The sequence below is a fragment of the Salinibacterium sp. dk2585 genome, from assembly GCF_008001035.1.
GTDB lineage: Bacteria > Actinomycetota > Actinomycetes > Actinomycetales > Microbacteriaceae > Homoserinimonas.
This window is the reverse complement of the sequence record NZ_CP042856.1, coordinates 1238265-1260474: the sequence shown is the minus strand read 5'-3', so window position 1 is coordinate 1260474 and position 22210 is coordinate 1238265. Positions and strand designations below refer to the sequence as shown.

The 22210-nt window shown below is 67.1% G+C and carries 21 protein-coding genes, 1 tRNA gene and 1 pseudogene; 17 read left to right on the top strand and 6 right to left on the bottom strand.

Annotated features, from left to right (window positions below; all coding sequences use genetic code 11):
• Positions 1-248: 248 nt before the first annotated feature.
• Positions 249-560 (top strand): annotated as a pseudogene (locus FVA74_RS13895) (leucine zipper domain-containing protein); the annotation flags it as partial.
• 95 nt (positions 561-655) lie between these two features.
• The gene (locus tag FVA74_RS13590; protein WP_168220073.1) at positions 656-808 is read left to right on the top strand and encodes a hypothetical protein; all 153 of its coding nucleotides are present in this window, start codon (positions 656-658) and stop codon (positions 806-808) included.
• A 53-nt stretch (positions 809-861) separates the two neighbouring features.
• Here FVA74_RS13590 and FVA74_RS05920 read toward each other — a convergent pair.
• Positions 862-946, bottom strand: a tRNA-Leu gene (locus FVA74_RS05920).
• Between the two features lie 101 nt (positions 947-1047).
• Between FVA74_RS05920 and FVA74_RS05915 the strand changes: the two genes are divergently transcribed.
• The 3 genes from FVA74_RS05915 (at position 1048) to mshC (ending at position 4533) form a co-directional block, all read left to right on the top strand.
• Complete coding sequence (locus tag FVA74_RS05915) at positions 1048-2370, top strand: M20/M25/M40 family metallo-hydrolase (RefSeq protein ID WP_147721160.1); 1323 nt, start codon at positions 1048-1050, stop codon at positions 2368-2370.
• 66 nt (positions 2371-2436) lie between these two features.
• On the top strand, positions 2437-3291 hold the full coding sequence (locus tag FVA74_RS05910; protein ID WP_147721159.1) for an undecaprenyl-diphosphate phosphatase: 855 nt from the start codon (positions 2437-2439) through the stop codon (positions 3289-3291).
• Between the two features lie 9 nt (positions 3292-3300).
• Positions 3301-4533 carry a cysteine--1-D-myo-inosityl 2-amino-2-deoxy-alpha-D-glucopyranoside ligase gene (mshC, locus tag FVA74_RS05905; protein WP_147721158.1) on the top strand — a complete coding sequence of 411 codons (1233 nt, stop codon included), beginning with the start codon at positions 3301-3303 and terminating at the stop codon, positions 4531-4533.
• A 14-nt stretch (positions 4534-4547) separates the two neighbouring features.
• Here mshC and FVA74_RS05900 read toward each other — a convergent pair whose 3' ends face one another.
• A complete protein-coding gene (locus tag FVA74_RS05900; protein ID WP_147721157.1) occupies positions 4548-5408 on the bottom strand; it encodes a PAC2 family protein in 861 nt (286 codons plus the stop codon).
• Between the two features lie 99 nt (positions 5409-5507).
• Here FVA74_RS05900 and FVA74_RS05895 point away from each other — a divergent pair, with 99 nt between their 5' ends.
• The 10 genes from FVA74_RS05895 to FVA74_RS05850 are packed head-to-tail and all read left to right on the top strand — an operon-like array spanning position 5508 to position 16033.
• Entirely contained in the window at positions 5508-6188 is a 681-nt protein-coding gene (locus tag FVA74_RS05895) for an HAD family phosphatase (protein ID WP_147721156.1), read from the top strand.
• Complete coding sequence (locus FVA74_RS05890) at positions 6185-7210, top strand: tRNA (adenine-N1)-methyltransferase (RefSeq protein WP_147721155.1); 1026 nt, start codon at positions 6185-6187, stop codon at positions 7208-7210. Before FVA74_RS05895 ends, FVA74_RS05890 begins: the two co-directional genes overlap by 4 nt.
• 36 nt (positions 7211-7246) lie before the next feature.
• Entirely contained in the window at positions 7247-8176 is a 930-nt protein-coding gene (locus FVA74_RS05885; RefSeq protein ID WP_168220072.1) for an FKBP-type peptidyl-prolyl cis-trans isomerase, read from the top strand.
• A gap of 5 nt (positions 8177-8181) precedes the next feature.
• Complete coding sequence (locus FVA74_RS05880) at positions 8182-9180, top strand: YafY family protein (protein WP_147721153.1); 999 nt, start codon at positions 8182-8184, stop codon at positions 9178-9180.
• Entirely contained in the window at positions 9180-10169 is a 990-nt protein-coding gene (locus tag FVA74_RS05875; protein ID WP_147721152.1) for a YafY family protein, read from the top strand. Before FVA74_RS05880 ends, FVA74_RS05875 begins: the two co-directional genes overlap by 1 nt.
• 54 nt (positions 10170-10223) lie before the next feature.
• The gene (locus tag FVA74_RS05870; RefSeq protein WP_147721151.1) at positions 10224-10424 is read left to right on the top strand and encodes a twin-arginine translocase TatA/TatE family subunit; all 201 of its coding nucleotides are present in this window, start codon (positions 10224-10226) and stop codon (positions 10422-10424) included.
• Positions 10425-10465: 41 nt separating this feature from the next.
• A complete protein-coding gene (gene tatC / locus FVA74_RS05865; protein ID WP_147721150.1) occupies positions 10466-11221 on the top strand; it encodes a twin-arginine translocase subunit TatC in 756 nt (251 codons plus the stop codon).
• Positions 11222-11232: 11 nt separating this feature from the next.
• Complete coding sequence (locus tag FVA74_RS05860) at positions 11233-13662, top strand: RNA helicase (RefSeq protein ID WP_147723091.1); 2430 nt, start codon at positions 11233-11235, stop codon at positions 13660-13662.
• Positions 13663-13674: 12 nt separating this feature from the next.
• Positions 13675-15312 (top strand): apolipoprotein N-acyltransferase, encoded by a 1638-nt coding sequence (gene lnt / locus FVA74_RS05855; protein WP_240792328.1) that lies wholly within the window; start codon positions 13675-13677, stop codon positions 15310-15312.
• Positions 15305-16033 (top strand): polyprenol monophosphomannose synthase, encoded by a 729-nt coding sequence (locus FVA74_RS05850; protein ID WP_147721149.1) that lies wholly within the window; start codon positions 15305-15307, stop codon positions 16031-16033. Before lnt ends, FVA74_RS05850 begins: the two co-directional genes overlap by 8 nt.
• A 59-nt stretch (positions 16034-16092) precedes the next feature.
• On the opposite strand, the gene FVA74_RS05845 is transcribed toward FVA74_RS05850, so the two are convergent.
• The 4 genes from FVA74_RS05845 to FVA74_RS05830 all read right to left on the bottom strand — a co-directional run bounded on the left by FVA74_RS05845 (position 16093) and on the right by FVA74_RS05830 (position 18724).
• Positions 16093-16458: an RNA polymerase-binding protein RbpA gene (locus tag FVA74_RS05845; RefSeq protein ID WP_147721148.1), complete on the bottom strand. Its 366-nt coding sequence runs from the start codon at positions 16456-16458 to the stop codon at positions 16093-16095.
• An 88-nt stretch (positions 16459-16546) separates the two neighbouring features.
• The gene (locus tag FVA74_RS05840; RefSeq protein ID WP_147721147.1) at positions 16547-17332 is read right to left on the bottom strand and encodes a glycerophosphodiester phosphodiesterase family protein; all 786 of its coding nucleotides are present in this window, start codon (positions 17330-17332) and stop codon (positions 16547-16549) included.
• Entirely contained in the window at positions 17325-18245 is a 921-nt protein-coding gene (locus tag FVA74_RS05835) for an SPFH domain-containing protein (protein WP_147721146.1), read from the bottom strand. The genes FVA74_RS05840 and FVA74_RS05835 overlap by 8 nt, the downstream gene beginning before the upstream one ends.
• On the bottom strand, positions 18242-18724 hold the full coding sequence (locus FVA74_RS05830) for an NfeD family protein (protein WP_147721145.1): 483 nt from the start codon (positions 18722-18724) through the stop codon (positions 18242-18244). Before FVA74_RS05830 ends, FVA74_RS05835 begins: the two co-directional genes overlap by 4 nt.
• Positions 18725-18888: 164 nt before the next feature.
• On the opposite strand from FVA74_RS05830, the gene FVA74_RS05825 reads away from it, so the two are divergent.
• Together FVA74_RS05825 and FVA74_RS05820 are read left to right on the top strand one after the other, a co-directional pair.
• Positions 18889-19650, top strand: a complete 762-nt coding sequence (locus tag FVA74_RS05825; protein ID WP_147721144.1) for an SDR family oxidoreductase — start codon at positions 18889-18891, stop codon at positions 19648-19650.
• Between the two features lie 14 nt (positions 19651-19664).
• Positions 19665-22073 carry an excinuclease ABC subunit UvrA gene (locus FVA74_RS05820; RefSeq protein WP_147721143.1) on the top strand — a complete coding sequence of 803 codons (2409 nt, stop codon included), beginning with the start codon at positions 19665-19667 and terminating at the stop codon, positions 22071-22073.
• The last annotated feature ends 137 nt before the right edge of the window (positions 22074-22210 follow it).

Below are 22210 nucleotides of genomic sequence, written 5' to 3'. Positions count from 1 at the left end.
CTCGCGCCGGCTCGCGAAGCATCCAGGCCGCATCCGGGCATGAAAAAAGGCCGGGCAGCCACCTCAGTGACCACGTCGACCTATTTTCCGGAGATGACCGTTCGATTTTACGAACTAGTCTCTGTGTCCGAAGGGGTGTCTGGTTTCAGGACATCGTGAACGCATGTCTCGGGACATCGTGAACGATCCGCCGGTCGACTGCGGCATGTCCCAAGACATCGTGAACGCTTTCTCGCCACGGTCAGGGGATGAGCAAAGCCGAGGTGCTGATCAAGGCCGTGACCATCCAGAACCTCTCCTACGCCGAGGTCGCCCGACGCCACGGAGTCTCCAAGTCCCTCGTCCACAAGCCGCATCATCGCTGGCTAACGGAGGGAGATGCAGCCTTCGAGTCGAGATCACGCCGACCCGTCTCAAGCCCGAACCAGACCGCCGAACCTGTTCGCGCCCGCATACTGACGCTGCGCAAGGACCTCACCCAAGCCGGACTCGATTCCGGCGCGGACACCATCCAAGCCCACCTCGCCCGAGAGGGCATCCGCGTCGGTCGCACCACGATCTGGCGCATCCTCACCGCCGCCGGCACCGTCGCCAGACAACCCGCTACGACACGATCGACAACGACGGAAAGATCAGCCTCCGCCACTCAGGCCGCATGCTCCACCTCGGAATCGGACGCCCCCACGCCCGCACCGACATCATCGCCCTCATCCACAACAACAACGCCACCGTCATCACCCACGACGGCACAGTCCTCGCCGAATTCACCCTCAACCCCAACAAGGGATACCAAGCAAACAACGGCTGAACCCCCGAAACCGGGGGTTCAGCCGTTCACGATGTCCTGGGACATCACATCTGTGTCCGAAGGGGGACTTGAACCCCCACGCCCTATACGGGCACTAGCACCTCAAGCTAGCGCGTCTACCAATTCCGCCATCCGGACCGGATGTCTGTCGCTTGCGCAACGAGGTACGACTTTAGCATGATCCGGGACCCCCTTTTGCACATGAGACGCACCACGCCCTCGGGCGATAGCGTGGAGGTATGACGACTGAGGCGCAACTCGACGAGACGGCCATCATCGCGCGCGACCTGATCCGCTTCGACACCACGAACTACGGCGAGGGCAGGTCCAACGGCGAGACGGATGCCGCGGAGTACGTCGGCCAGAAGCTCATCGAGCTCGGCCTGGAGCCGCTCATGTTCGAGGGGGCACCCGGCCGCACGAGCGTCATCGCCCATGTAAAGGGCCACGGGGTTTCGACAGGGTCAAGCCGCGAGAAGGGCAAGCTTGTCGTGCACGGTCACCTCGACGTCGTGCCGGCGGTGGCCGACAACTGGAGCGTCGACCCCTTCGAGGGCGTCATCAAAGACGGGATGCTGTGGGGGCGTGGCGCGGTCGACATGAAGAACATGGACGCCATGATCCTCACCGCCCTCGGCGACATCCTGAAGTCGGGGGAGCGGCCCGCCCGCGACCTCATCATCGCCTTCTTCGCCGACGAGGAGGCGGGCGGCGTGTTCGGTTCCGGCTACCTCGTGCGCGAGCATCCTGAGCTCTTCGAGGGGGCGACGGAGGCCATCAGCGAGGTCGGCGGCTACTCCATCACGGTCGGTGAGCAGCGCGCCTACCTGCTGCAGACGGGGGAGAAGGCGCTCATCTGGGCGAAGCTCGTCGCCCGCGGCACGGCAGGCCACGGTTCACGTATCCACCCCGATAACGCCATCACGCGCCTCGCCGAAGCCGTCGCCAAGGTCGGAAAACTCGAATGGCCCGTGCGCCTCACCGACACGACCGAGCAGTTGCTGGGCGAGATCGCCCGCATCCTCGGCGTCGACCCGCAGCGCGTCGGCCCCGACGAGCTCGCCCTCGCGACCGGCACGGCCTCCAACTGGATCCAGGCCTCCCTGCGCAACACTGCGAATCCGACCATGCTCGCCTCCGGCTACAAGCACAACGTCATCCCCGACACGGCAGAGGCGGCGCTCGACATCCGCGCCTTCCCCGGCGAAGAAGACGCCGTACTGGCCGCGATCCAGGATGCTGTCGGGCCCGACATCGAGGTCGTGACGTCCTTCCGCGACGTCGGCACCGAGACGACCTTCGACGGCGCGCTGGTCGACGCTGTCAAGACCACGCTGGAACGCCACGACCCCGGCGCGCCCGTGCTGCCCTACCTGCTCGCCGCCGGCACCGACAACAAAGCGCTCAGCAAGCTCGGCATCCGCGGCTTCGGCTTCGCGCCCCTCAAGCTGCCGGCAGACCTGGACTTCCCGGGCATGTTCCACGGGGTCGACGAACGGGTACCGCTCGACTCGCTGGTGTTCGGACGGCGCGTGCTTCGGGACCTGTTGCTGGAATACTAAGGCGGTTGCCGGGTTTCGATACGGCGCTTGCGCGCCGACTCAACCCACCGATCGACAGGGAGTCCCATGAGTTTCATCGAGGCGATCATCCTCGGCCTGGTCCAGGGCCTCACGGAGTTCCTGCCGATCTCCTCGAGCGCCCACCTGCGCATCGTGGGCGAGATCCTGCCATCGGCGACCGACCCCGGCGCGACCTTCACCGCCATCACGCAGCTGGGCACGGAGGCGGCCGTCGTCATCTACTTCTGGAAGGACATCACCCGCATCATCGGGCGATGGTTCCGACACTGGCGCGCCAGCGAGAACATCCCCAAGAACGACCCGGATGTGCGCCTCGGCTGGCTCGTCATCATCGGCACCGTGCCAATCGTGCTCGTCGGTTTCTTCGCGCAGGAGTACATCCGCTCCGCCTTCCGCTCACTCTGGCTGGTCGCGATCGTGCTGATCGTCTTCGGCCTGCTGCTGTGGGCGGCCGACTGGTGGGGCCGCCGCACGCGTGAGATGCGCGAAATGACCTACCGCGACGGGATCCTCATCGGACTCGCCCAGATGCTCGCCCTCGTTCCCGGCGTCTCCCGCTCCGGCGCCACGACAAGCGCAGGACTCGCCCTCGGCTACACGCGACCTGCCGCCGCCCGCTTCGCATTCCTCCTCGCGATCCCCGCCGTCTTCGGCAGCGGCTTCTACGAGCTCTACCACGGCCTCACCTGCGATCCCGCCGTCGAGGCCTGCGTCGAGGTCTACGGGCCGCTCGAGACTCTCGTCGCCACCGTCGTCGCCTTCGGCGTCGGCTGGGCCGTCATCGCGTTCCTCATGGCCTACATCTCGAAGCGCTCCTTCCTGCCCTTCGTGATCTATCGCCTCGCACTTGGCGGAGTGCTGCTCGTGCTCCTGTCAATGGGCGTCATCGAAGCGATCTAGGCTGGAGGGGTGAAGTCCTGGAGCCACCCCTCAGTACCGTCCCTCTCCGGCACAGGGCCGATCCCCGAACTCTTCGACACGGCGGCGGGCGCACTCAAGCGGGCATGCTCGAATGCCCACGCCTCGCTGTACGTGTGCGGCATCACGCCATACGACGCGACGCACCTTGGGCACGCGGCGACCTACCTGGCCTACGACACCCTCGTTCGCGTCTGGCTCGACGCGGGCAAGGACGTGCGCTACGTGCAGAACATCACCGACGTCGATGACCCGCTGCTCGAGCGCGCCGCCGCGACGGGCGTCGACTGGCGCGAACTCGCCGCCTCCCAGATCGAGCTCTTCCGCTCCGACATGCAGCACCTGCGTGTCATCCCGCCGCAGCACTATGTGGGCGTCACCGAGGTCATCGATGACGTCGCGGATGCCGTGGCGCGCCTCCTGCAGTCGGGTATCGCCTACCGGGTGCCGAGCGAGGACGCCGACGATGACCTCTACTTCGACAGCGCCGCGGCGGCGAACGCCGCCTGGTCGCTGGGCAGCGAGAGCGGGCTCGACCGCGAGACGATGATGCGCCTCTCGGCCGAGCGCGGGGGAGACCCCGAGCGTCCCGGCAAGCGCGACCCGCTCGACCCGCTCCTGTGGCGTGCGGAGCGCGCAGGTGAGCCCGCGTGGGACTCGGTGCTCGGGCGAGGGCGTCCCGGCTGGCACATCGAATGCGCCGTCATCGCCCTCGATCGTCATGACGAGACCATCACGGTCAACGGCGGCGGCTCAGACCTGATCTTCCCGCACCACGAGTTCAGCGCCGGCCACGTCGCCGCCCTCACGGGAGCGCCCCTCGCCGAGATCTACTCCCACACGGGGATGGTCGCCTACCAGGGCGAGAAGATGAGCAAGTCGCTCGGCAACCTGGTGCTGGTCTCGCGGCTTGTTGCGTCGGGAGTCGACCCCCGCGCCATCCGCCTCGCCCTCCTGTCGGAGCATTACCGCAGCGACTGGGAGTGGACCGACGCGCACGTGCGCCGCGCCAACGTGCGACTCAGCAGGTGGAGCGACTGGGCAGCCGACTGCGACGCCGTCGACACCGACCCGAAGGTCGCCGTGCTGCGCGAGACCCTGAGCCACGACCTCGATACGCCACGCGCCCTCGAACAGATCGATGCACACGTCGCGGCGGGACGGCCTGCCACGCGCGCGCTCGTCGACGCGATCGACGCCCTCCTGGGCATTCGCCTGGGCTAGCGCCGGAGAACCCCTCAGGGCCCGTTGCCCCCACGGCCGTCGGCCCGCCCACCATCGCCGCGGTGGCGCAGGTACTTCTCAAACTCCTCCGCGATCGCCTCGCCGCTCGCTTCGGGGGAGTCGACCGTGTCGCGCGCCTGTTCGAGCTGGGCGATGTACGACGCCATCTCGTCGTCTTCGCCCGCGAGCGTGTCGATGTTGTCCTCCCACGCGGCTGCCTCGGCCTCGAGGTCCTCGCGCGGCACGCTGATGTCGGCGAGTTCCTGCAGCTTGTCGAGCAGCGCGAGCGTCGCCTTGGGGGAGGGCACGCTGTGCACGTAGTGGGGCACGGATGCCCACACCGAAAGGGTGCGCACGTCGGCCCGCTCACAAGCATCCGCCAGGATCGCAAGAATGCCGACCGGCCCCTCGTAGGCGCTGCGCTCCAGGTCGAGCGCCTGACGAAGTTCGGCGTTCTCACTCGTGACGAACACCGAGATGGGCCGGGTGTGCGGCACGTCAGCGAGCATGGCGCCGAGGAAGATCACGGTGTCGATCTCGCGATCCTCGATCGTCTCGAGGATCTCGGCACTAAAGGTCTTCCAGTTGCGGGAAGGCTCAGTGCCCAGCATGAGGTAGACGTCGCCGAGCGGATCGCGTGGGCCGAAGACCGTCACGCCCGGCCACTCGATACGGCGAGCACCATCCTCATCAGTTCGCACGGTGGGGCGATTGAACTGGTAGTCGAAGTAGTCCTCAGGGTCCACCGCGGCGACGGGATCGACCTCGAGGAGGTCCCTCAGGGCAGCGACGGCGCTGCTCGCCGCGTCACCCGCGTCGTTCCAACCCGAGAAGGCGACGATGAGCACGCGCTTGCCGAGGATGTCGTCTCGCATGCGTCTCCATTCCGTCGTGGTCAATGTTCAAGGATACGGCGGATGCCCCGGCTCAGGTGCAGTGGCGGGGCCCGAGCCCGCGCCGCATAGACTCGATCGGTGACTTCACCTCTTCCCTCCGGCGTGTTCTGGGACATGGACGGCACGATCGTCGACACGGAGCCCTACTGGATGGCGGCCGAGGAGCAACTCGTTACCGAGTTCGGCATCCCGTGGACCCACGAGGACTCGCTCGAGATCGTGGGCGCAGCACTCCTCGACGCGGCCCGTGTATTCCAGCGGCACGGGGTCGACCTCCCCGCGGAGGAGATCGTCTCCCGCCTCAACGACAGCGTCATCAAGCAGATCCGCATTGCCGTGCCGTGGCGCCCCGGCGCGCGCGAACTCCTGCTTCAGCTGCGCGAGCGCAGCGTGCCAACGGCCCTCGTCACGATGTCGTACGGCGAGATGGCACACCTCGTGGCGGAGTCCATCGGGTTCCCGGCATTCGACGCCGTCATCACGGGCGACCTCGTGAGCCGGGGCAAGCCGCATCCGGAGCCCTACCTGCACGCCGCGCGCACGCTGGGGCTCGACCCCACCGAGTGCGTCGCCATCGAAGATTCACCCACGGGTGTGGCATCCGCTGTCGCCTCCGGCATGGCGACCATCGCGGTACCCGCCCACGTGCACCTGGCCGAGAGCGACGACTACACCCTCTGGACCACCCTTGACGGGCGCAGCGTCGACGACCTGTCGGCTGTACTCGCGGCGACACGAACGAAAGAGACACTCCGATGAGCTTCAGCGGCCCCTTCCGACTGGGCGACAAGGTGCAGCTGACGGGCCCCAAGGCTCGCCTGCACACGATCATCCTTGAGAGCGGCAAGGTGTTCCACTCCCATCGGGGCACGATCGACCACGATGCCCTCGTCGGACTGCCTGACGGCTCCGTCGTCACGAACTCCTCGGGCGACGAGTACCTCGCGCTTCGCCCGCTGCTGGGCGACTTCGTCATGTCGATGCCGCGCGGTGCGGCCATCATCTACCCGAAGGATGCCGCGCAGATCCTCGCGGTCGGCGACATCTTCCCGGGCGCGACCGTCGTCGAGGCCGGCGTCGGCTCAGGCGCCCTGAGCCTCTGGCTTCTCCGGGGGATCGGCGACAGCGGCACCCTCAAGTCCTACGAGCGCCGTGAGGAGTTCGCCGAGATCGCGCAGGGCAACGTTACGAGCTTCCTCGGCCGACGTCCCGAGAACTGGAGCGTCACCGTCGGCGACCTCGTAGAGGCGCTGCCGCAGACGACCGAGCCGGCATCCGTCGACCGCATCATCCTCGACATGCTCGCCCCCTGGGAGTGCCTCGACGCCTGCGCGGATGCCCTCAAGTCCGGCGGGGTGCTCGTCTGCTACATCGCGACCGTCACCCAGCTCTCGCGCGTGGCCGAGGCGATCCGCGCGACGGGCCGCTTCACCGACCCCCAGTCGTCGGAGACGATGGTGCGCGGATGGCACGTGGAGGGCCTCGCGGTGCGTCCCGACCACCGCATGGTCGCCCACACGGGGTTCCTGCTCACCGCCCGCAAGCTCGCCGACGGCACAGTGCTGCCGCAGTTGAAGCGCCGCGTCTCGAAGACCGAATTCAGCGACGAGGACGTCGAGCTGTGGACCCCGGGCGCGCTTGGCGACCGCCGGGGCAGCGACAAGAAGCTGCGCAAGACGGCGCGGGAGGCACACTCCGCCGCCGAGCATGCACTCGCAGCCGCCGCGGCGGCTGCGGACAGCGACGCTCCGGATGCCGACCCGGATGCCCCGTCCAACTAGAATTGCCAGAATCCCGTCGCAATGAAAAGAGGATCCGTGCGCACACTGCCCGCGCTGCTCACCGTCATCATCGCCATTCCGGCGTTAGCCGCCTGCTCCGCCCAGCCGGCCGACTGCGAGTTCCCCTCGGGTGACGCTTCCTCCGTCGTGACGGTTGAGGGCCCGCTCGGCACCGCTCCGAGCATCGACATGCCCACCCCGGTCATCGCGGAGTCGACCGAGGTCAGCACTGTCGTCAAGGGCGAAGGCAAGCGGCTCAGCCCCGGGCAGCCCGCACTCGTCGACGTGTCGATCGTCAACGGTGCGACGGGTGAAGTGCTGCAGGACACCGGCTACGACGGAGGAGTGCTGCTCACCGCGGCATCCGAGTCCCTGCCTCCCGTGACCGAGGCACTCGAATGCGCCCGCGAGGGTTCGCGCCTCGTGGTCGTCGGCACTGCCGAGGACACGCACCAGGGCCAGCCCATCCCGCAGCTTGGCGTCGCGGCCGAGGATTCACTCGTCTTCGTCGTCGACGTGCTCGAGACCTTCCTGCCCAAGGCAGACGGCACCCCGCGTGCCGGCAATAACGGCGACCCCGCCGTGGTCCTCGCACCCAATGGGCGACCCGGCATCACGGTGCCCAACACCGAGGCCCCCGAAGAGGCGGTTATCTCGGTGCTCAAGGAGGGCGACGGCCCCACCCTCGAGGAGGGCGACAAGGCGGTCGTGCACTACACGGGCGTCACCTGGGCAGACGAGAAGGTCTTCGACAGCTCATGGGAGAAGAAGCAGCCCGCCATCTTCGAACTCCGCGAGGGCGCCCTGATCGAGGGCTTCCTCGACGGGCTCGTCGGGCAGAACGTCGGCTCGCAGGTGCTGCTCGTGATCCCGCCGGAGCTCGGCTACGGCGAGCAGGCCAGCCCCTCGATCCCCGCGAACTCGACGCTCATCTTCGTTGTCGACGTGCTCGGGATCGCCGAATAGTCACCATGGCGTCAGGTCGTGTTCCCGTCGAGGAGAGGCTGTTCAGCCTTGTGCTCGCGCTGCTCGCGACCGAGGCAGGGCTGACCAAGCAGGAGATCCTCTCCACCGTGCAGGGGTACCGCCAGCGCTACATCCCCGGCGGCGACAACGCGAACCTGGAGCGCCAGTTCGAGCGCGACAAGGACGACATCCGCGAACTGGGTGTGCCCCTCGAGACGGTTGAACCGCTCGGCGAGGCGGGCAACAACCAGAACCTTCGCTACCGCATCCCCAAGGGCAGTTATGAACTGCCCGCCGATGTGCGGTTCACGCCGGAGGAGGAGACCCTCCTGCACCTCGCGTCGATGGTCTGGCGCGAGGGCAGCCTCTCGGCGGAGTCCGATCGTGCCGTGCTCAAGCTGCGCTCGCTCGGCCTCACACCCGCGGAACCCGTGCTCGGGTATACGCCGCGGCTGCGCGCACGCGACGACGCATTCGAGCCGCTCTCGGGCGCCCTCCAGAAGAGTGCCGTCGTGACCTTCTCCTACCTGCGACCCGGCATGACCGCCCCCACGTCTCGCACGGTCGAGCCGCTCGCGCTCTTCCAGCACGAGGGCCGATGGCACCTGTACTCGCGCATCCCGGGCACGAATGACGTGCGCACCTACCTGCTCCGCCGCATCGTCGGCCCCGTCACCGTGACTTCGCGCCGCTTCACACCACCCGCTGGCGACCAGGCGGCGATCGGCCTGGCCGAGCTCGCCAAGGTCTGGAACGCCAATACCTCGGTCGTGCGCGCCGTGCCCGGTTCGGATGCCGCGACCCGGCTGCTTCGCCGTCGCGGCAGCGTCGCATCCGCCGACGAGATCACGCTGCACTTCGCCGACGCGTCGATCCTCGCCGACGAGCTTGCCGAATTCGGCCCCGAGGTCGTCGTCGTGCAGCCCAAGTCCTTGGCCACCGCCGTGCGGGAGCGACTTGAGCGGGTCGTCGCAGCTCATGCCGAGAGCGGGGGAGGAGCCTGATGGCAGACAAGGCCCGCGCCAAGGCACCACAGGCTGGCGACAAGCTTGCCTTCCTGTTGGTGCTCGTGCCCTACCTCATGGAACGCGGTCGCATCAGTGTCACGGAGGTCGCGACCCACTTCAGCGTGCCCGAGGAGCAGGTGCGCGATGCGGTGCGACTGATCGCGATCTCCGGAATCCCGGGGGACACCGGCACCTACCAGCACGGGGACCTCTTCGACCTCGCCTGGGACGACTTCGAGGAGAACGACGAGATCCTCCTCACGAACCTCGTCGCGATCGATGATTCGCCGAGGTTCTCGGCGCGCGAGGCAGCCGCGCTCATCGCAGGCCTGCAGTATCTCTCCGGGCTCCCCGAGAATGCCGACCGCACGGCGATCTCGACCCTCATGGCCAAGCTCTCGCGCGGGGCATCCGCGACTCCAAGCCCCGTCGCGGTGGAGGGCACCGAGTCGAACGCCGTGCTGGCGGTCATCCGTGATGCCGTCGACAGCGGCACGCAACTCGGATTCGACTACATCGATTGGAAGGGCGAGGCGGGCCACCGCATCGTCGACCCGCTGCGGGTCGAGTCGCTCGACAACGACTGGTACCTGCGCGCCTGGTGCCACATGCGGGAGTCGGTGCGAACCTTCCGCATCGACCGCATGATTGACCCCGCCTCGACCGGCGAGCCGGTCGCGTTCCGCACGCGGGACATCGCGCTCGGGGAGTCGCTCTTCGAGGGTTCGCGCGACGACATCGAGGTGACGCTCGAGGTTGCCAGGGCCGCGCTGCCGCTTCTCGCCGATTTCTCCCCGGCCGCTGCCGAGCCGACGGACGACCCCGAGTGGGTGCGAACGACCATCCGCGTTCCCCACTTCCATCGCCTCAAGCGCCTTGCCGCCGGAATGTCTGCGACAGTGCGCGTTGTCGCCCCCTCGGATGCTCGCGCTGCCGTCGCTGAATGGGCCGCCGCGGCCGTCACGCGGTACACGGGCAACTCATAGCCGGTGACGTAGACTCGAAGAACTGCAGTTCACCCCTCTCGAAAGAAGAGACCCATGCCTAATCTCGGTGGTGCAACCGGACTGATCCTCGTCCTGATCGTGCTCGTGATCTTCGCAGCGCCGAAGCTGCCCCAGATGGCCAAGAGCGTCGCCCAGTCGATGAACATCTTCAAGAGCGAGATCAAGACCGGCAAGAACGAGCCGTCCGCGGCCGACGCCGAGGCGTCGACCGACGAGAAGCAACCGAAGAACTGAGCCGCGTGGCTTCGCGCGCGCCGCGGAACCGTGAGGGGCGAATGTCCCTCGGCCAACACCTTCTCGAATTCCGACGCCGTCTCTTCATCTCTGCGGGGGCCGTCCTGGTGGGCGCGGTGGGCGGCTTCTTCACCGCCGACTGGGTATGGGGTCAGCTTCGCGAACCGCTCAAGCGCGTCGCCGCGGAGCAGGGACGCACAGCGGATGTCTCGTACACCTACGTCACGGAGGCCTTCGACACTCGACTCCAGATCGCGTTCATTGTCGCGCTGATCATTGCGAGCCCCGTCTGGCTCTACCAGATCTGGGCCTTCTTCATGCCGGCCCTGCACCGGCATGAGAAGCGTCTCGCGCTGGGCTTCATCCTCACGGCCGTGCCGTTGTTCCTCGCCGGCTGCTACGTCGGCTGGGTGGTCCTGCCCAACATGGTGACGCTGCTCGTCGGCTTCGCCTCGGAGGACGCACCCTCGCTCCTGCAGGCCAAGACCTATCTCGACTTCACGGCGAAGCTCCTCATCGCGGTCGGGATCGCCTTCGTGCTTCCCGTGTTCCTCGTGCTGCTCAACGTGGCGGGTGTCATCACGGCCAAGCAAATCCTGGGCGGATGGCGAGTCGCCATTGTGCTGATCGCGACCTTCGCCGCCCTCGCGACGCCCGCGGCGGATGTCGTGTCGATGTTCATCCTCATGGGCGCCATGATCGTGCTCTACTTTGCGGCTGCGGCGATCGCCTGGTTGCACGACCGTCGCGCTGCCCGGCGTCTCGACTCCATGACAGGCCAGGAGGCCATGACGTGATCGACGAGAACATGTCTCCCGCTGAACGCTATGCCGCGTCCCGCCTCCGGCAGGGTTCCCCCATCCTTGAAGAGTTCCGGGCGGGGCTGTCGTTCGATCTTGACCCGTTCCAGATGGAGGCCTGCGCCGCCCTCGAGTCGGGCGACAGCGTGCTCGTCGCAGCGCCGACGGGCGCGGGCAAGACGATCGTCGCCGAGTTCGCCGTCTACCTGGCGATGAAGCGCGCCAACGACAAGGTCTTCTACACGGCGCCCATGAAGGCGCTGAGCAACCAGAAGTTCCAGGAATTCGTCGCCGAGTACGGTGCCTCCGAGGTGGGACTCCTCACGGGTGACACCAACATCAACTCGGGTGCCCGCATCGTCGTCATGACGACCGAGGTGCTCCGCAACATGCTCTATGCGGATTCCGACCTCCTGCGCAATCTCTCCTTCGTCGTCATGGACGAGGTCCACTACCTCGCCGACCGCTTCCGCGGGGCCGTGTGGGAGGAGGTCATCATCCACCTCCCGCAGTCCGTGCGTCTCGTCTCCCTGAGCGCGACGGTCTCGAACGCCGAGGAGTTCGGTGACTGGCTGCAGGCCGTGCGCGGCGACACCTCCGTCATCGTCTCGGAGGAGCGCCCCGTGCCCCTCGACCAGCACGTGCTGGTGCGCAGCAAGCTCATCGACCTTTTCGACTCCTCCGGCCAGGCGGCCACTAACAGGGTGAACCCCGAGCTTCTCCAGCTCACCTCCGTCGGCGGCCGCGGCAGCAGTCGCCCTCCCGAGCGGGGTCGCGCGCGCGGCCGTGACCGCAATCGCTATCACGCCCGCCAGTTCGAGGAGGGCAGGCTCGACCGCGCACAGGTGGTCGACCTCCTGGGGTCGAAGCACCTCCTGCCGGCGATCTTCTTTATCTTCAGCCGCAACGGATGCGACCAGGCCGTCACGCAGGTGCTGCGAGCCGGCGTTCGCCTCACGGATGCCACGGAGCGTGACGAGATCCGCGAGATCGTCGAGGAGCGCTGCCGCGCGATTCCGGATGCGGATCTCGCCGTGCTCGGCTACTGGCAGTGGCTCGATGGTCTCCAGCGAGGTGTCGCCGCCCACCACGCAGGAATGCTCCCCGCTTTCAAGGAGGTCGTGGAAGAGCTCTTTCAGAAGAAACTCGTGAAGGCCGTCTTCGCCACCGAGACGCTCGCGCTCGGCATCAACATGCCGGCGCGCACCGTCGTGCTGGAAAAGCTCGAGAAGTTCAATGGCGAGGCTCGCGTGCCGATCACGCCGGGCGAGTACACACAGTTGACCGGACGAGCCGGTCGACGCGGCATCGATGTCGAAGGCCACTCGGTCATCCAGTGGCAGGGGGGCCTCGACCCGCAGTCGGTTGCCTCTCTCGCCTCGCGCCGCACCTACCCGCTGAATTCGAGCTTCTCGCCGACCTACAACATGGCGGTCAACCTCATCGAGCAGTTCGGGCGGGAGCGCACTCGCGACATCCTGGAGTCCTCCTTCGCCCAGTTCCAGGCCGACCGCTCCGTCGTGTCGATGGCCCGGAAGGTGCGCACGCAGGAGGAATCGCTCGAGGGCTACGCCAAAGCGATGGAATGCCACCTCGGCGACTTCGAGGAGTACTGGAGTATCCGCCGCGAACTCACCGACCTGGAGCGACGGGTCGTTCGCAGCGACCACGGCATCCGTGGCGAGAAGGAGCGGCGACAGAAGCAGCTCAATGCGCTCCGCCGACGCATGAAGCAGCATCCCTGCCACAGCTGCAGCGACCGCGAGGCGCACGCGCGCTGGGCCGAGCGCTGGTCGAAGCTCAAGAAGCAGACGGATGAGCTGCGCCGCCAGGTTACGACCCGCACGGGTGCCGTCGCCAAGGTCTTCGACCGCGTCACGGAGGTGCTGCTCGAACTCGGCTACCTGACACGGAACGGGCACGGTGCCGTCGTCGTGGGGGAGGGCGGTCGCATCCTGCGCCGCATCTACGGTGAACGCGACCTGCTCGTCGCCGAATGCATCCGCCGAGGACTCTGGGACTCGCTCGACACTCCCGGCATGGCAGCCATGGCGGCAGCCCTCGTGTACGAGCCCCGGCGTGACGAGCAGGGTGCCGACTGGAACCTTCCGAAGGGCCCGTTCCGCGCCGCGCTCGACAACACGACGACGTTGTGGGCGCAGCTCGATGACCTCGAGACCGCCCACCGCCTGCCCGGCTCCAACCCCGTCGCGACGGGGCTTTCCGGACCCATGTACCGCTGGGCGCAGGGTGCGTCGCTTGACAGCGTGCTGCGCGATGCCGAGCTCGCGGCCGGTGACTTCGTGCGCATGACGAAGCAGACGATCGACCTGCTCGACCAGCTCTCCCTCGTCGCCGACGCGCCGGTAGGCTCAACGGCCCGCAAGGCGCTCGACGCCATCCGGCGCGGCATCGTCGCCTACTCGAGCGTGGGCTGACGCTTGGTAACGGTGACACAGCGACCCACACCGGCGGGCCCCGAGTCAGACGGAGTTCGCGCCACGCGCCCACGCCTGCAGCTGCTGTGGCAGCTGCTCGCGGCAATTTCGGGCGGCTTCATGCTCGCAGGCGCGTTCCCGCCCCTCGGCTGGTGGCCCCTCGCCATTCCGGCAACCGCACTGCTGCTCTGGTCGATTCGCGGTGCCCGCGTCGGGGCCGCGTTCGTCGTGGGGCTCGCGGGGGGCTTCGCCTTCTACGGAACGCACATCATCTGGCTCACGACCTACCTCGGCCCGGTGCCGTGGCTCGCCCTCGCGGGGGTGGAGACGCTGTTCTTCGCCGTCGCCGCCGTCGTGGTCTCGCTTGCATGGCGCTGGGGTGCCCGCTTCTCCGCTAGTCCAGCCTGGCAGCTCCTCGGCCTTCCCGTAGTCCTGGCCGGTCTGTGGACCGCCAGGGAGGGGATCGTCAGCGTCTGGCCATACGGCGGTTTCTCCTGGGGTCGGCTCTCGTTCTCGCAGTCGGAGGGACCGTTCCGCGAACTCGTCGCGTGGGTGGGTGCCGCGGGACTGAGCTTCGTGGTCGCCCTGATCGCGGCGATGCTCCTGCAGGCCGTGATCGTCATGCTCGGGCAGGGAAGGGTGCTCCTCCGCGTCATCCGAATCGCGCCGACCATAGCGCTCACGCTCATCGCGCTCGTAGTGCCGGCCTGGCCGATCGACACCACGGGGGAGGTGCGGGTCGCCGCCGTGCAGGGCAATGCGGATGCCGGCCTCTGGTCGCAGCGCGAGCGCGGCGCGATCCTCGACGATCACCTGCAGGCTACCGTGCCGATCCTCGATGAAGAGGTCGACCTTGTTGTGTGGCCCGAGAACGCCGCCGACCTTAACCCGGTGCGCTACCCCCAGGCGGCGGCCGTCCTCGACTTCGTGAGCGAGGAGATGGATGCGCCGCTCATCGCGGGCACGATCACCGACGGCCCGGAGGACGAGACCTTCAACAGCATCCTGCTCTGGCAGCCGGGAGAGGGCTACGTCGACCAGTACGACAAGATCCACCCGGTTCCCTTCGCGGAATACCTCCCTGACCGGGACTTCTGGTACCCGCTCGCGCCGGAGCTCTTCGACCTCATCCCGCGCGACTACTCCTTCGGGCAACGCCCCAATGTGCTCGACATCGCGCTCCCCGACGGCGATTCCCTTGCGGCGGGAGTCGCAATCTGCTTCGACATCGTCGACGACGAGTTGCTCCACGAGATGATCGATGGCGGAGCAGAGATCATCCTCGCCCCGACGAACAACGCAGACTTCGGCCAGAGTGCGGAGAGCGAGCAGCAGCTCGCGATCGCGAGGCTCCGGGCCATCGAGTACGGCCGTTCGGTTGTCAACATCTCGACCGTCGGCATGAGCGCGATCATCTCGCCCGACGGCCGCACGATCGCCGACCTGCCCACCTTCGAGCCCGGCGCGATGGTCGAACAGGTGCCGCTCAGCACGACCGTGACCCCGGCCGCGAGCATCGGCCGCGCGATCGAGTGGACTGTCTCGGGTCTCGGCGTGCTGGGGGTCACGATGCTGGGATTCGTCGCCCTGCGGCGGGCCCGCGGCGGCACCTCGGCGAGCCGTGGCGACCACGATGGTCGCGATGCCTGAGACCGTCGTACTCGTACCGACCTACAACGAGGCGGCGAGCATCCGTGCCATCATCCAGCGCATTCACGCAGCAGTTCCGGATGCCCACGTACTCGTGCTCGATGACGCCTCGCCAGACGGCACGGGAGCGATCGTGGGCTCACTCGCGGCCGAGGACCCGCGAGTGGCCGTGCTGCACCGTGCAGACAAACAGGGACTCGGCGCCGCCTACCGCGCCGGCTTCGAGTACGCCCTCGACCACGGTTATGACCGGGTCGTCGAGATCGATGCCGACGGCTCGCATGACCCCGCCGAACTTCCCGCCATGCTGCGCGCGGCTGAGACAGCCGACCTCGTGATCGGCTCGCGCTGGGTCGCCGGGGGAGGCGTGCACGACTGGCCACGTCACCGACTCGCGGTCTCGCGGCTCGGCAATCGCTACGCGCGCGCCGCGCTTGGCTCCACCATCCTCGACCTGACCGCTGGCTTCAGGGTGTACCGATCGAGCGCGTTACGGATGCTCGACCTCGAGCGGGTTTCGTCGCAGGGCTACTGCTTCCAGGTCGAGATGGCGTGGCGGCTCGAGCAAGCCGGATGCACGGTTGCCGAGCATCCGATCCTGTTTCAGGAGCGCACGGTCGGACGCTCGAAGATGCACATCGGAATCGTCGCCGAGGCGCTCATCCGGGTGACCGGCTGGGGGCTCCAGCACCGTCTCGGCCGCGGAGCGCCCCTGCGGTGAGCGCACATGCAGAAGGCCCGCGGGGCGAACCCGCGGGCCTTCGTCGTGTGTGACGGCGTCTATGCGCCGATCTTCTGCTGGCCCTTGCGGGCACGCAGATAGTCGAGGCGCTCCTGCAGCAACTCTTCGAGCTCTGCACGGGTGCGCCGCTCCAGGAGCATGTCCCAGTGGGTACGAGCGACCTTCTCATCGCCCCGCACCTGTTCGACGAGTTCGCCGTCCTCGGCCACCAGTCGGCCTTCGACGCCCGTCTTCGGCGATTCCCACACTGCGGGAACCTCGGCGTCTGCCGCGAACGTGACCTCGAAGGTCGAGCCGTCCGCCGAACGATATGTACTCTTCTTGCGCGCGGAGAACGTGACGCCCTCTTCACTCTGAAGACTCTGGGATCCGAGCCTCATGCCGCGCAAACTGCGATCCGCCATTGTGTGGTCCCTCCTCGCGTTGCTCAAGTTATAAACCGTCAAGCTGGGAGATTCATTCCCTGGGCGGTGAGGTCGGCCGGCTCACAGGCTACTTACGGCTGCCTCGTCCCTTTCCTCCGGGCTTGAGTCGCTCGACGGCCAGGTCGGCGCGGTCGGTCACGACCCCGTCGACGCCCATCTCGACGAGGCGCTCCATGTCGTCCGGCTCGTTGACGGTCCAGACGTGCACCTCGACGCCAGCCGCGTGCACCATGTCCACGAAGCGCCGGGTCACGACTCGCACGCTTCCATAGCGCTCGGGCACCTGCACGGCATGCACTCCCGAGAGCGCGCGGGCGAGCATCCGGCCGCTCCTCATCCGCACCGCGAGAAGGGCGGCGGCCACCGTCTTCGAAGACGCGGATGTCGCGACCCCCTCCAGTTGCAACGTCGCCGCCACGCGGCGCCCCTCGTCGAAGGATGCCAGCAGCACGCGGCGCTCGGCCCTCGCATCCCGCACAGCCGCGACGACGGGATCGACCGCAGCGGCTGCCTTGATGTCGACGTTGAAGCACGCCGTCGGGAAGGCATCGAGCGCCTCGGCGAGGCTGCAGAAGGCCTGGCCTTCACCCAGGTCGACGCGCCGCAGTTCGGCCATCGTCAGCTGCTCGACGCGCACGTCACGCTCAGCGAGGCGCCTGAGGTCGGCGTCGTGGCTGATGACCGCAACTCCGTCAGCGGAGGCGTGCACATCGGTCTCGAGGTGCGTTGCGCCCGCGCTGAGCGCCTTCAGGAATGCGAGAAGCGTGTTCTCCGGCGCGTCGGTTGCAAGGCCCCGGTGCGCGAAGACCCGCGGAAGGGCCGATTCGAAGAACGACGGCTCGGTGCTAGGCACCCGGCCCGCTCGGTGCGCGACCCCCCGCGAAGCCCGCCGCGATGCCCTTGAGCGACTCGGTCAACTCGGACGGGATGATCCACAGCTTGCTCGCCTCACCCTCCGCGATCTTGGGCAGCGTCTGCAGGTACTGGTAGGCGAGGAGGGGGCCGTCAGGATTACCCTCGTGGATCGCCTTGAAGACAGTCGTGATCGCCTCCGATTCGCCCTGGGCGCGCAGCACGGCCGCCTTGGCCTCACCCTCAGCCGTCAGGATCGCCGCCTGGCGTGCACCCTCAGCCTCGAGGATCGCCGCCTGCTTGGTTCCCTCAGCCGTGAGGATCTGCGCGCGACGGTCGCGCTCGGCGCGCATCTGCTTCTCCATCGAGTCCTGGATCGAGAGGGGCGGGTCGATGGCCTTGAGCTCGACACGTCCGACGCGGATGCCCCACTTGCCGGTTGCCTCGTCGAGCACGATGCGGAGCTGGCCGTTGATGTTGTCGCGGCTCGTCAGCGCTTCCTCGAGGTTCAGGCCGCCCACGACGTTGCGGAGCGTCGTCGTGGTCAGCTGCTCGACCGCACCGAGGTAATTCGCGATCTCATAGGTCGCGGCACGGGCATCCGTCACCTGGAAATAGACGACCGTGTCGATCGAGACGACGAGGTTGTCCTCCGTGATGACCGGCTGGGGCGGGAACGATACGACCTGCTCGCGCATGTCGATCAACGGCCGCATACGGTCGATGAACGGCACGAGGATGTTCAGGCCCGGCTGCAGCGTCTTGTGGTAGCGCCCGAGACGTTCCACGATGCCCGCCGTTGCCTGCGGCACGATCCGGATGGACCTGAACAGCACGACGACGACGAAGACGCCCAGTACGACCAGGAGGGCGGCGACGAAGAGCTGCCCGATGGAATCGGCGAAGGTGTTCATCCTTGGTTCCTCTCAACGGGGACGACGACGGCCGTCGACCCCTCGATGGCGGTGACGACAACCCGTTCGCCTTCCGCGACGACACGGTGTTCGGTAAGAGCGGAGAGGCGGCTGGTCCAGACCTCGCCGTTGGCAAGCTTGACCTGCCCGGGGGAATCGCCGATCGCGATCACGACGCGACCGTCCATGCCCATGAGGGCATCGATGTTGCTCGGAGTGGTGTCCTCACCGCGCCGGAGTCGGCGCAACAGTACGGGACGGATCAACAGGATCAGGAGCACCGACAGGATGGCGGCCACGGCAATCTGTACCCACCAGGGGGCGCCCAAGAGGTTTGCGCCGAGGCCACCGAGGCTCCCCGCGGCAATCATCAAGAAGGTGAACTCGAGCGTGATGAGCTCGATAATGACCGCGATCAGGATGAACACGAGCCAGACAATCCAGATGTACTGGGTCAGGTCGACGAACAGCACGTCCATGGGCTTCGGCTCCTTGCGGGGTCGGGTCTGTGTACCGAAACTACCACCGGACATGGCTGCCGTGCGGATGCCGCAGCACGGTCTTCGAGCCGACGGCCGCTGTCGCGACAGTTGCTATTGTCGTGGGGGCGACCGCGCCACCCCCGACGACCGAGGAGCCACTCGTGACCAACCCCCTTGCAGCCGGATCTCTCGCGGGCAAGCGTGCCCTCGTCACGGGCTCGTCCCGTGGCATCGGAGCCGACACCGTGACGATGCTGGCCGAAGCCGGCGCGCGCGTCGTCGTCAACTTCCGCAACAAGGAGAAGCGGGCGCTTCAGCTGGTCGAGAAGATCCAGTCGGCCGGGGGAGAGGCCATCGCGATCGGTGCCGACCTCACCGACCCGGCCTCGCTCGCGCAGATGTTCGCCCGCATCCGCGAGGAGTTCGGTGGCCTCGACATCCTCGTCATGAATGCGTCCGGCGGCATGGAGTCCGGCATGGCGGAGGACTACGCCATGCGCCTCAACCGCGACGCCCAGGTACAGCTGCTCGAGGCGGCACTCGACGTGCTCGATGAGGGCGCACGCGTCGTCTTCGTCACGAGCCACCAGGCCCACTTCATCAAGACCGTGCCCACGATGCCCGAGTACGAGCAGGTGGCCCTGAGCAAGCGGGCGGGCGAAGATGCCCTCCGTGCGATGATCCCGCAGCTGGAAGAGCGAAACATCGGCTTCGTCGTCGTCTCGGGCGACATGATCGAGGGCACCATCACGGCGACCCTGCTCGAGCGTGCCAACCCGGGCGCGATCAGCGCGCGCAAGGAAGCGGCCGGCAAGCTCTACAACGTCAACGAGTTCGCGGCCGAGGTCGCCTCGGCGGCCGTTGACCCCGTGCCCGGGGACAACACGCGCTATGTGGGAGACCTGAGCGACTTCACCGGCTGACTTCGCACTGTGCGATGTCTGTCGTTCGTGACAGCATCGCAGTCGTGGAGAACCAAGACACAGAGGTCTCAGCCGCCGAGCACATCGCCGATACCCACGATGTGATCCGTGTCCGCGGAGCGCGGGAGAACAACCTCAAGGACGTCAGCGTCGAGATCCCCAAGCGCCGCCTCACGGTGTTCACGGGCGTCTCTGGCTCGGGCAAGAGTTCTCTCGTCTTCGACACGATCGCGGCAGAGTCGCGTCGGATGATCGACGAGACCTACAGCGCATTCGTCCAGGGCTTCATGCCGTCCGTGCCCAGGCCGGATGTCGACGTGCTGGAGGGCCTCACCACGGCCATCATCGTCGACCAGGAGCGGCTGGGGGCGAACCCTCGATCCACGGTCGGTACCGTGACCGACGCGAACGCGATGCTGCGCATCCTGTTCAGCCGTCTGGGGCAGCCGTACATCGGCGGGCCGACGGCGTTCTCCTTCAATATCCCCACCCAGAAGGCCAGCGGCGTGATGACCGGCCCCAAGGGCGAGAAGAAAATCGTGAAGGATGCGATCTACCTCGGCGGCATGTGCCCGCGCTGCGAGGGGAGGGGCGCGGTGTCCGATATCGACCTGTCGCAGGTGGTCGACGAGTCGAAGTCCCTCAACGAAGGCGCCATCATGGTGCCGGGCTACACGGCCGACGGCTGGATGGTCAAGGGCTTCTCGGAGTCCGGCCTCTATCCAGCAGACAAGCCAATCGCGGAATTCACCGAGAAACAGCGCCACAGCTTTCTCTATGGCGAGGTGACCAAGGTCAAGATCTCCGGCATCAACATGACCTATGAGGGGCTCATCCCCAAGATCACCAAGTCGATGCTCTCGAAGGACCTCGATGCCCTCCAACCGCACATCCGCGCATTCGTGGAACGAGTCGCGACGTTCACGACCTGCCCAGAGTGTGAGGGATCCCGCCTGACGGAGGGGGCACGGTCATCCAAGATCGACGGAATCAGCATTGCGGATGCCTGCCGCATGCAGGTGACGGACCTCACCACGTGGGTCCAAGGTCTCAACAAGCCCGGGGCCGGACCGCTCCTCGACGCACTGCGCGCGAACCTCGAGGCATTCGTCACCTTGGGCCTCGGGTACCTGAGCCTCGACCGGCCCTCCGGCACGCTGAGCGGGGGAGAGGCGCAGCGCATCAAAATGCTCCGGCACCTCGGCTCATCGCTGACCGACATCACCTACGTCTTCGATGAGCCGACGATCGGCCTGCACCCGCATGACATCGAGCGGATGAACTCGCTCCTGCTGCGCCTGCGCGACAAAGGCAACACGGTGCTCGTTGTCGAGCACAAGCCGGAAACGATCACGATTGCCGACCACGTCGTCGACCTTGGGCCGCGCGCCGGGGGAGAGGGCGGCACGATCTGTTTCGAGGGCACCGTCGAGGAGCTCAAGCACAGCGACACCCTGACCGGTCGGCACCTGGGATACCGAGCGCAGCTCAAACCCGAGGTGAGGGCATCCTCGGGAGCGATCCAGGTCAGGGGAGCGACGCGCAACAACCTTCAGGATGTCGACGTCGACATCCCTACGGGCGTGCTCACGGTCGTCACCGGTGTCGCCGGTTCGGGCAAGAGCTCGCTCATCCACGGCTACGTCGCAGCGCGCGACGGCGTCGCGGCGATGGACCAGAGCGCGATCAAGGGGTCTCGCCGTAGCAATCCCGCGACCTACACCGGCATGCTGGAGCCGATTCGCAAGGCGTTCGCGAAGGCGAATGCGGTCAAGCCTGCGCTCTTCAGTGCGAACTCCGAGGGAGCGTGCCCGACGTGCAAGGGCGCCGGCGTGATCATCACAGAGCTCGGTTTCATGGACACGGTCGAGACCCCCTGCGAGGACTGTGGCGGGCGTCGGTTCCAAGCCGCCGTGCTGGACTACAAGCTCGGCGGGCTCGACATCACCGAGGTCTACGACCTCTCCGTCGCGGCCGCACGTGAGTTCTTTTCATCCGACGAGGCGAAGATTCCGGCCGCGGCGACGATCCTGAGCCGCCTGGATGATGTCGGCCTCGGCTACCTGAAGCTCGGCCAGCCGCTGTCCACACTGTCGGGCGGCGAACGCCAGCGCATCAAGCTCGCAATCCAGATGGGCGAGAAAGCCGAGGTTTACATCCTGGATGAACCGACCTCCGGCCTGCACCTGGCCGACGTTGAGAACTTGCTGCGCCTTCTGGACCGCTTGGTCGACTCGGGTAAGACCGTCATCGTCATCGAACACCACCAGGCGGTCATGGCACACGCGGACTGGATCATCGACATCGGGCCGGGCGCTGGCCACGACGGTGGCACGGTCGTCTTCCAGGGAACGCCTGAGCAGCTCATCGCAGACGGCGCGACACTGACGGCGGAGCACCTGGCCAAGTACGTCAGCGCGTGACCCGGCACACTGCTGAGCGCGAAGGCTGGCTGGTACGAGTCGCTCACCACACCACGTCGGGGTATTTCGCGACGCGGGAAGGGGCTCACTGCAGCACCCGCGCCGCACTCCTTAGCCGCCGATAATGCACATTATGT

Excerpts from the sequence above, each read along its gene's own strand:
- FVA74_RS05820 (WP_147721143.1), top strand. The coding sequence starts at position 19,665 with ATGTCTGTCGTTCGTGACAGCATCGCAGTCGTGGAGAACCAAGACACA.
- tatC (WP_147721150.1), top strand. The coding sequence starts at position 10,466 with ATGTCCCTCGGCCAACACCTTCTCGAATTCCGACGCCGTCTCTTCATC.
- FVA74_RS05835 (WP_147721146.1), bottom strand. The coding sequence starts at position 18,245 with ATGAACACCTTCGCCGATTCCATCGGGCAGCTCTTCGTCGCCGCCCTC.
- FVA74_RS05845 (WP_147721148.1), bottom strand. The coding sequence starts at position 16,458 with ATGGCGGATCGCAGTTTGCGCGGCATGAGGCTCGGATCCCAGAGTCTT.
- FVA74_RS13590 (WP_168220073.1), top strand. The coding sequence starts at position 656 with ATGCTCCACCTCGGAATCGGACGCCCCCACGCCCGCACCGACATCATC.
- FVA74_RS05830 (WP_147721145.1), bottom strand. The coding sequence starts at position 18,724 with ATGGACGTGCTGTTCGTCGACCTGACCCAGTACATCTGGATTGTCTGG.
- FVA74_RS05870 (WP_147721151.1), top strand. The coding sequence starts at position 10,224 with ATGCCTAATCTCGGTGGTGCAACCGGACTGATCCTCGTCCTGATCGTG.
- FVA74_RS05860 (WP_147723091.1), top strand. The coding sequence starts at position 11,233 with ATGTCTCCCGCTGAACGCTATGCCGCGTCCCGCCTCCGGCAGGGTTCC.
- FVA74_RS05900 (WP_147721157.1), bottom strand. The coding sequence starts at position 5,408 with ATGCGAGACGACATCCTCGGCAAGCGCGTGCTCATCGTCGCCTTCTCG.
- FVA74_RS05875 (WP_147721152.1), top strand. The coding sequence starts at position 9,180 with ATGGCAGACAAGGCCCGCGCCAAGGCACCACAGGCTGGCGACAAGCTT.
- FVA74_RS05880 (WP_147721153.1), top strand. The coding sequence starts at position 8,182 with ATGGCGTCAGGTCGTGTTCCCGTCGAGGAGAGGCTGTTCAGCCTTGTG.
- FVA74_RS05910 (WP_147721159.1), top strand. The coding sequence starts at position 2,437 with ATGAGTTTCATCGAGGCGATCATCCTCGGCCTGGTCCAGGGCCTCACG.
- FVA74_RS05915 (WP_147721160.1), top strand. The coding sequence starts at position 1,048 with ATGACGACTGAGGCGCAACTCGACGAGACGGCCATCATCGCGCGCGAC.
- FVA74_RS05890 (WP_147721155.1), top strand. The coding sequence starts at position 6,185 with ATGAGCTTCAGCGGCCCCTTCCGACTGGGCGACAAGGTGCAGCTGACG.
- FVA74_RS05850 (WP_147721149.1), top strand. The coding sequence starts at position 15,305 with ATGCCTGAGACCGTCGTACTCGTACCGACCTACAACGAGGCGGCGAGC.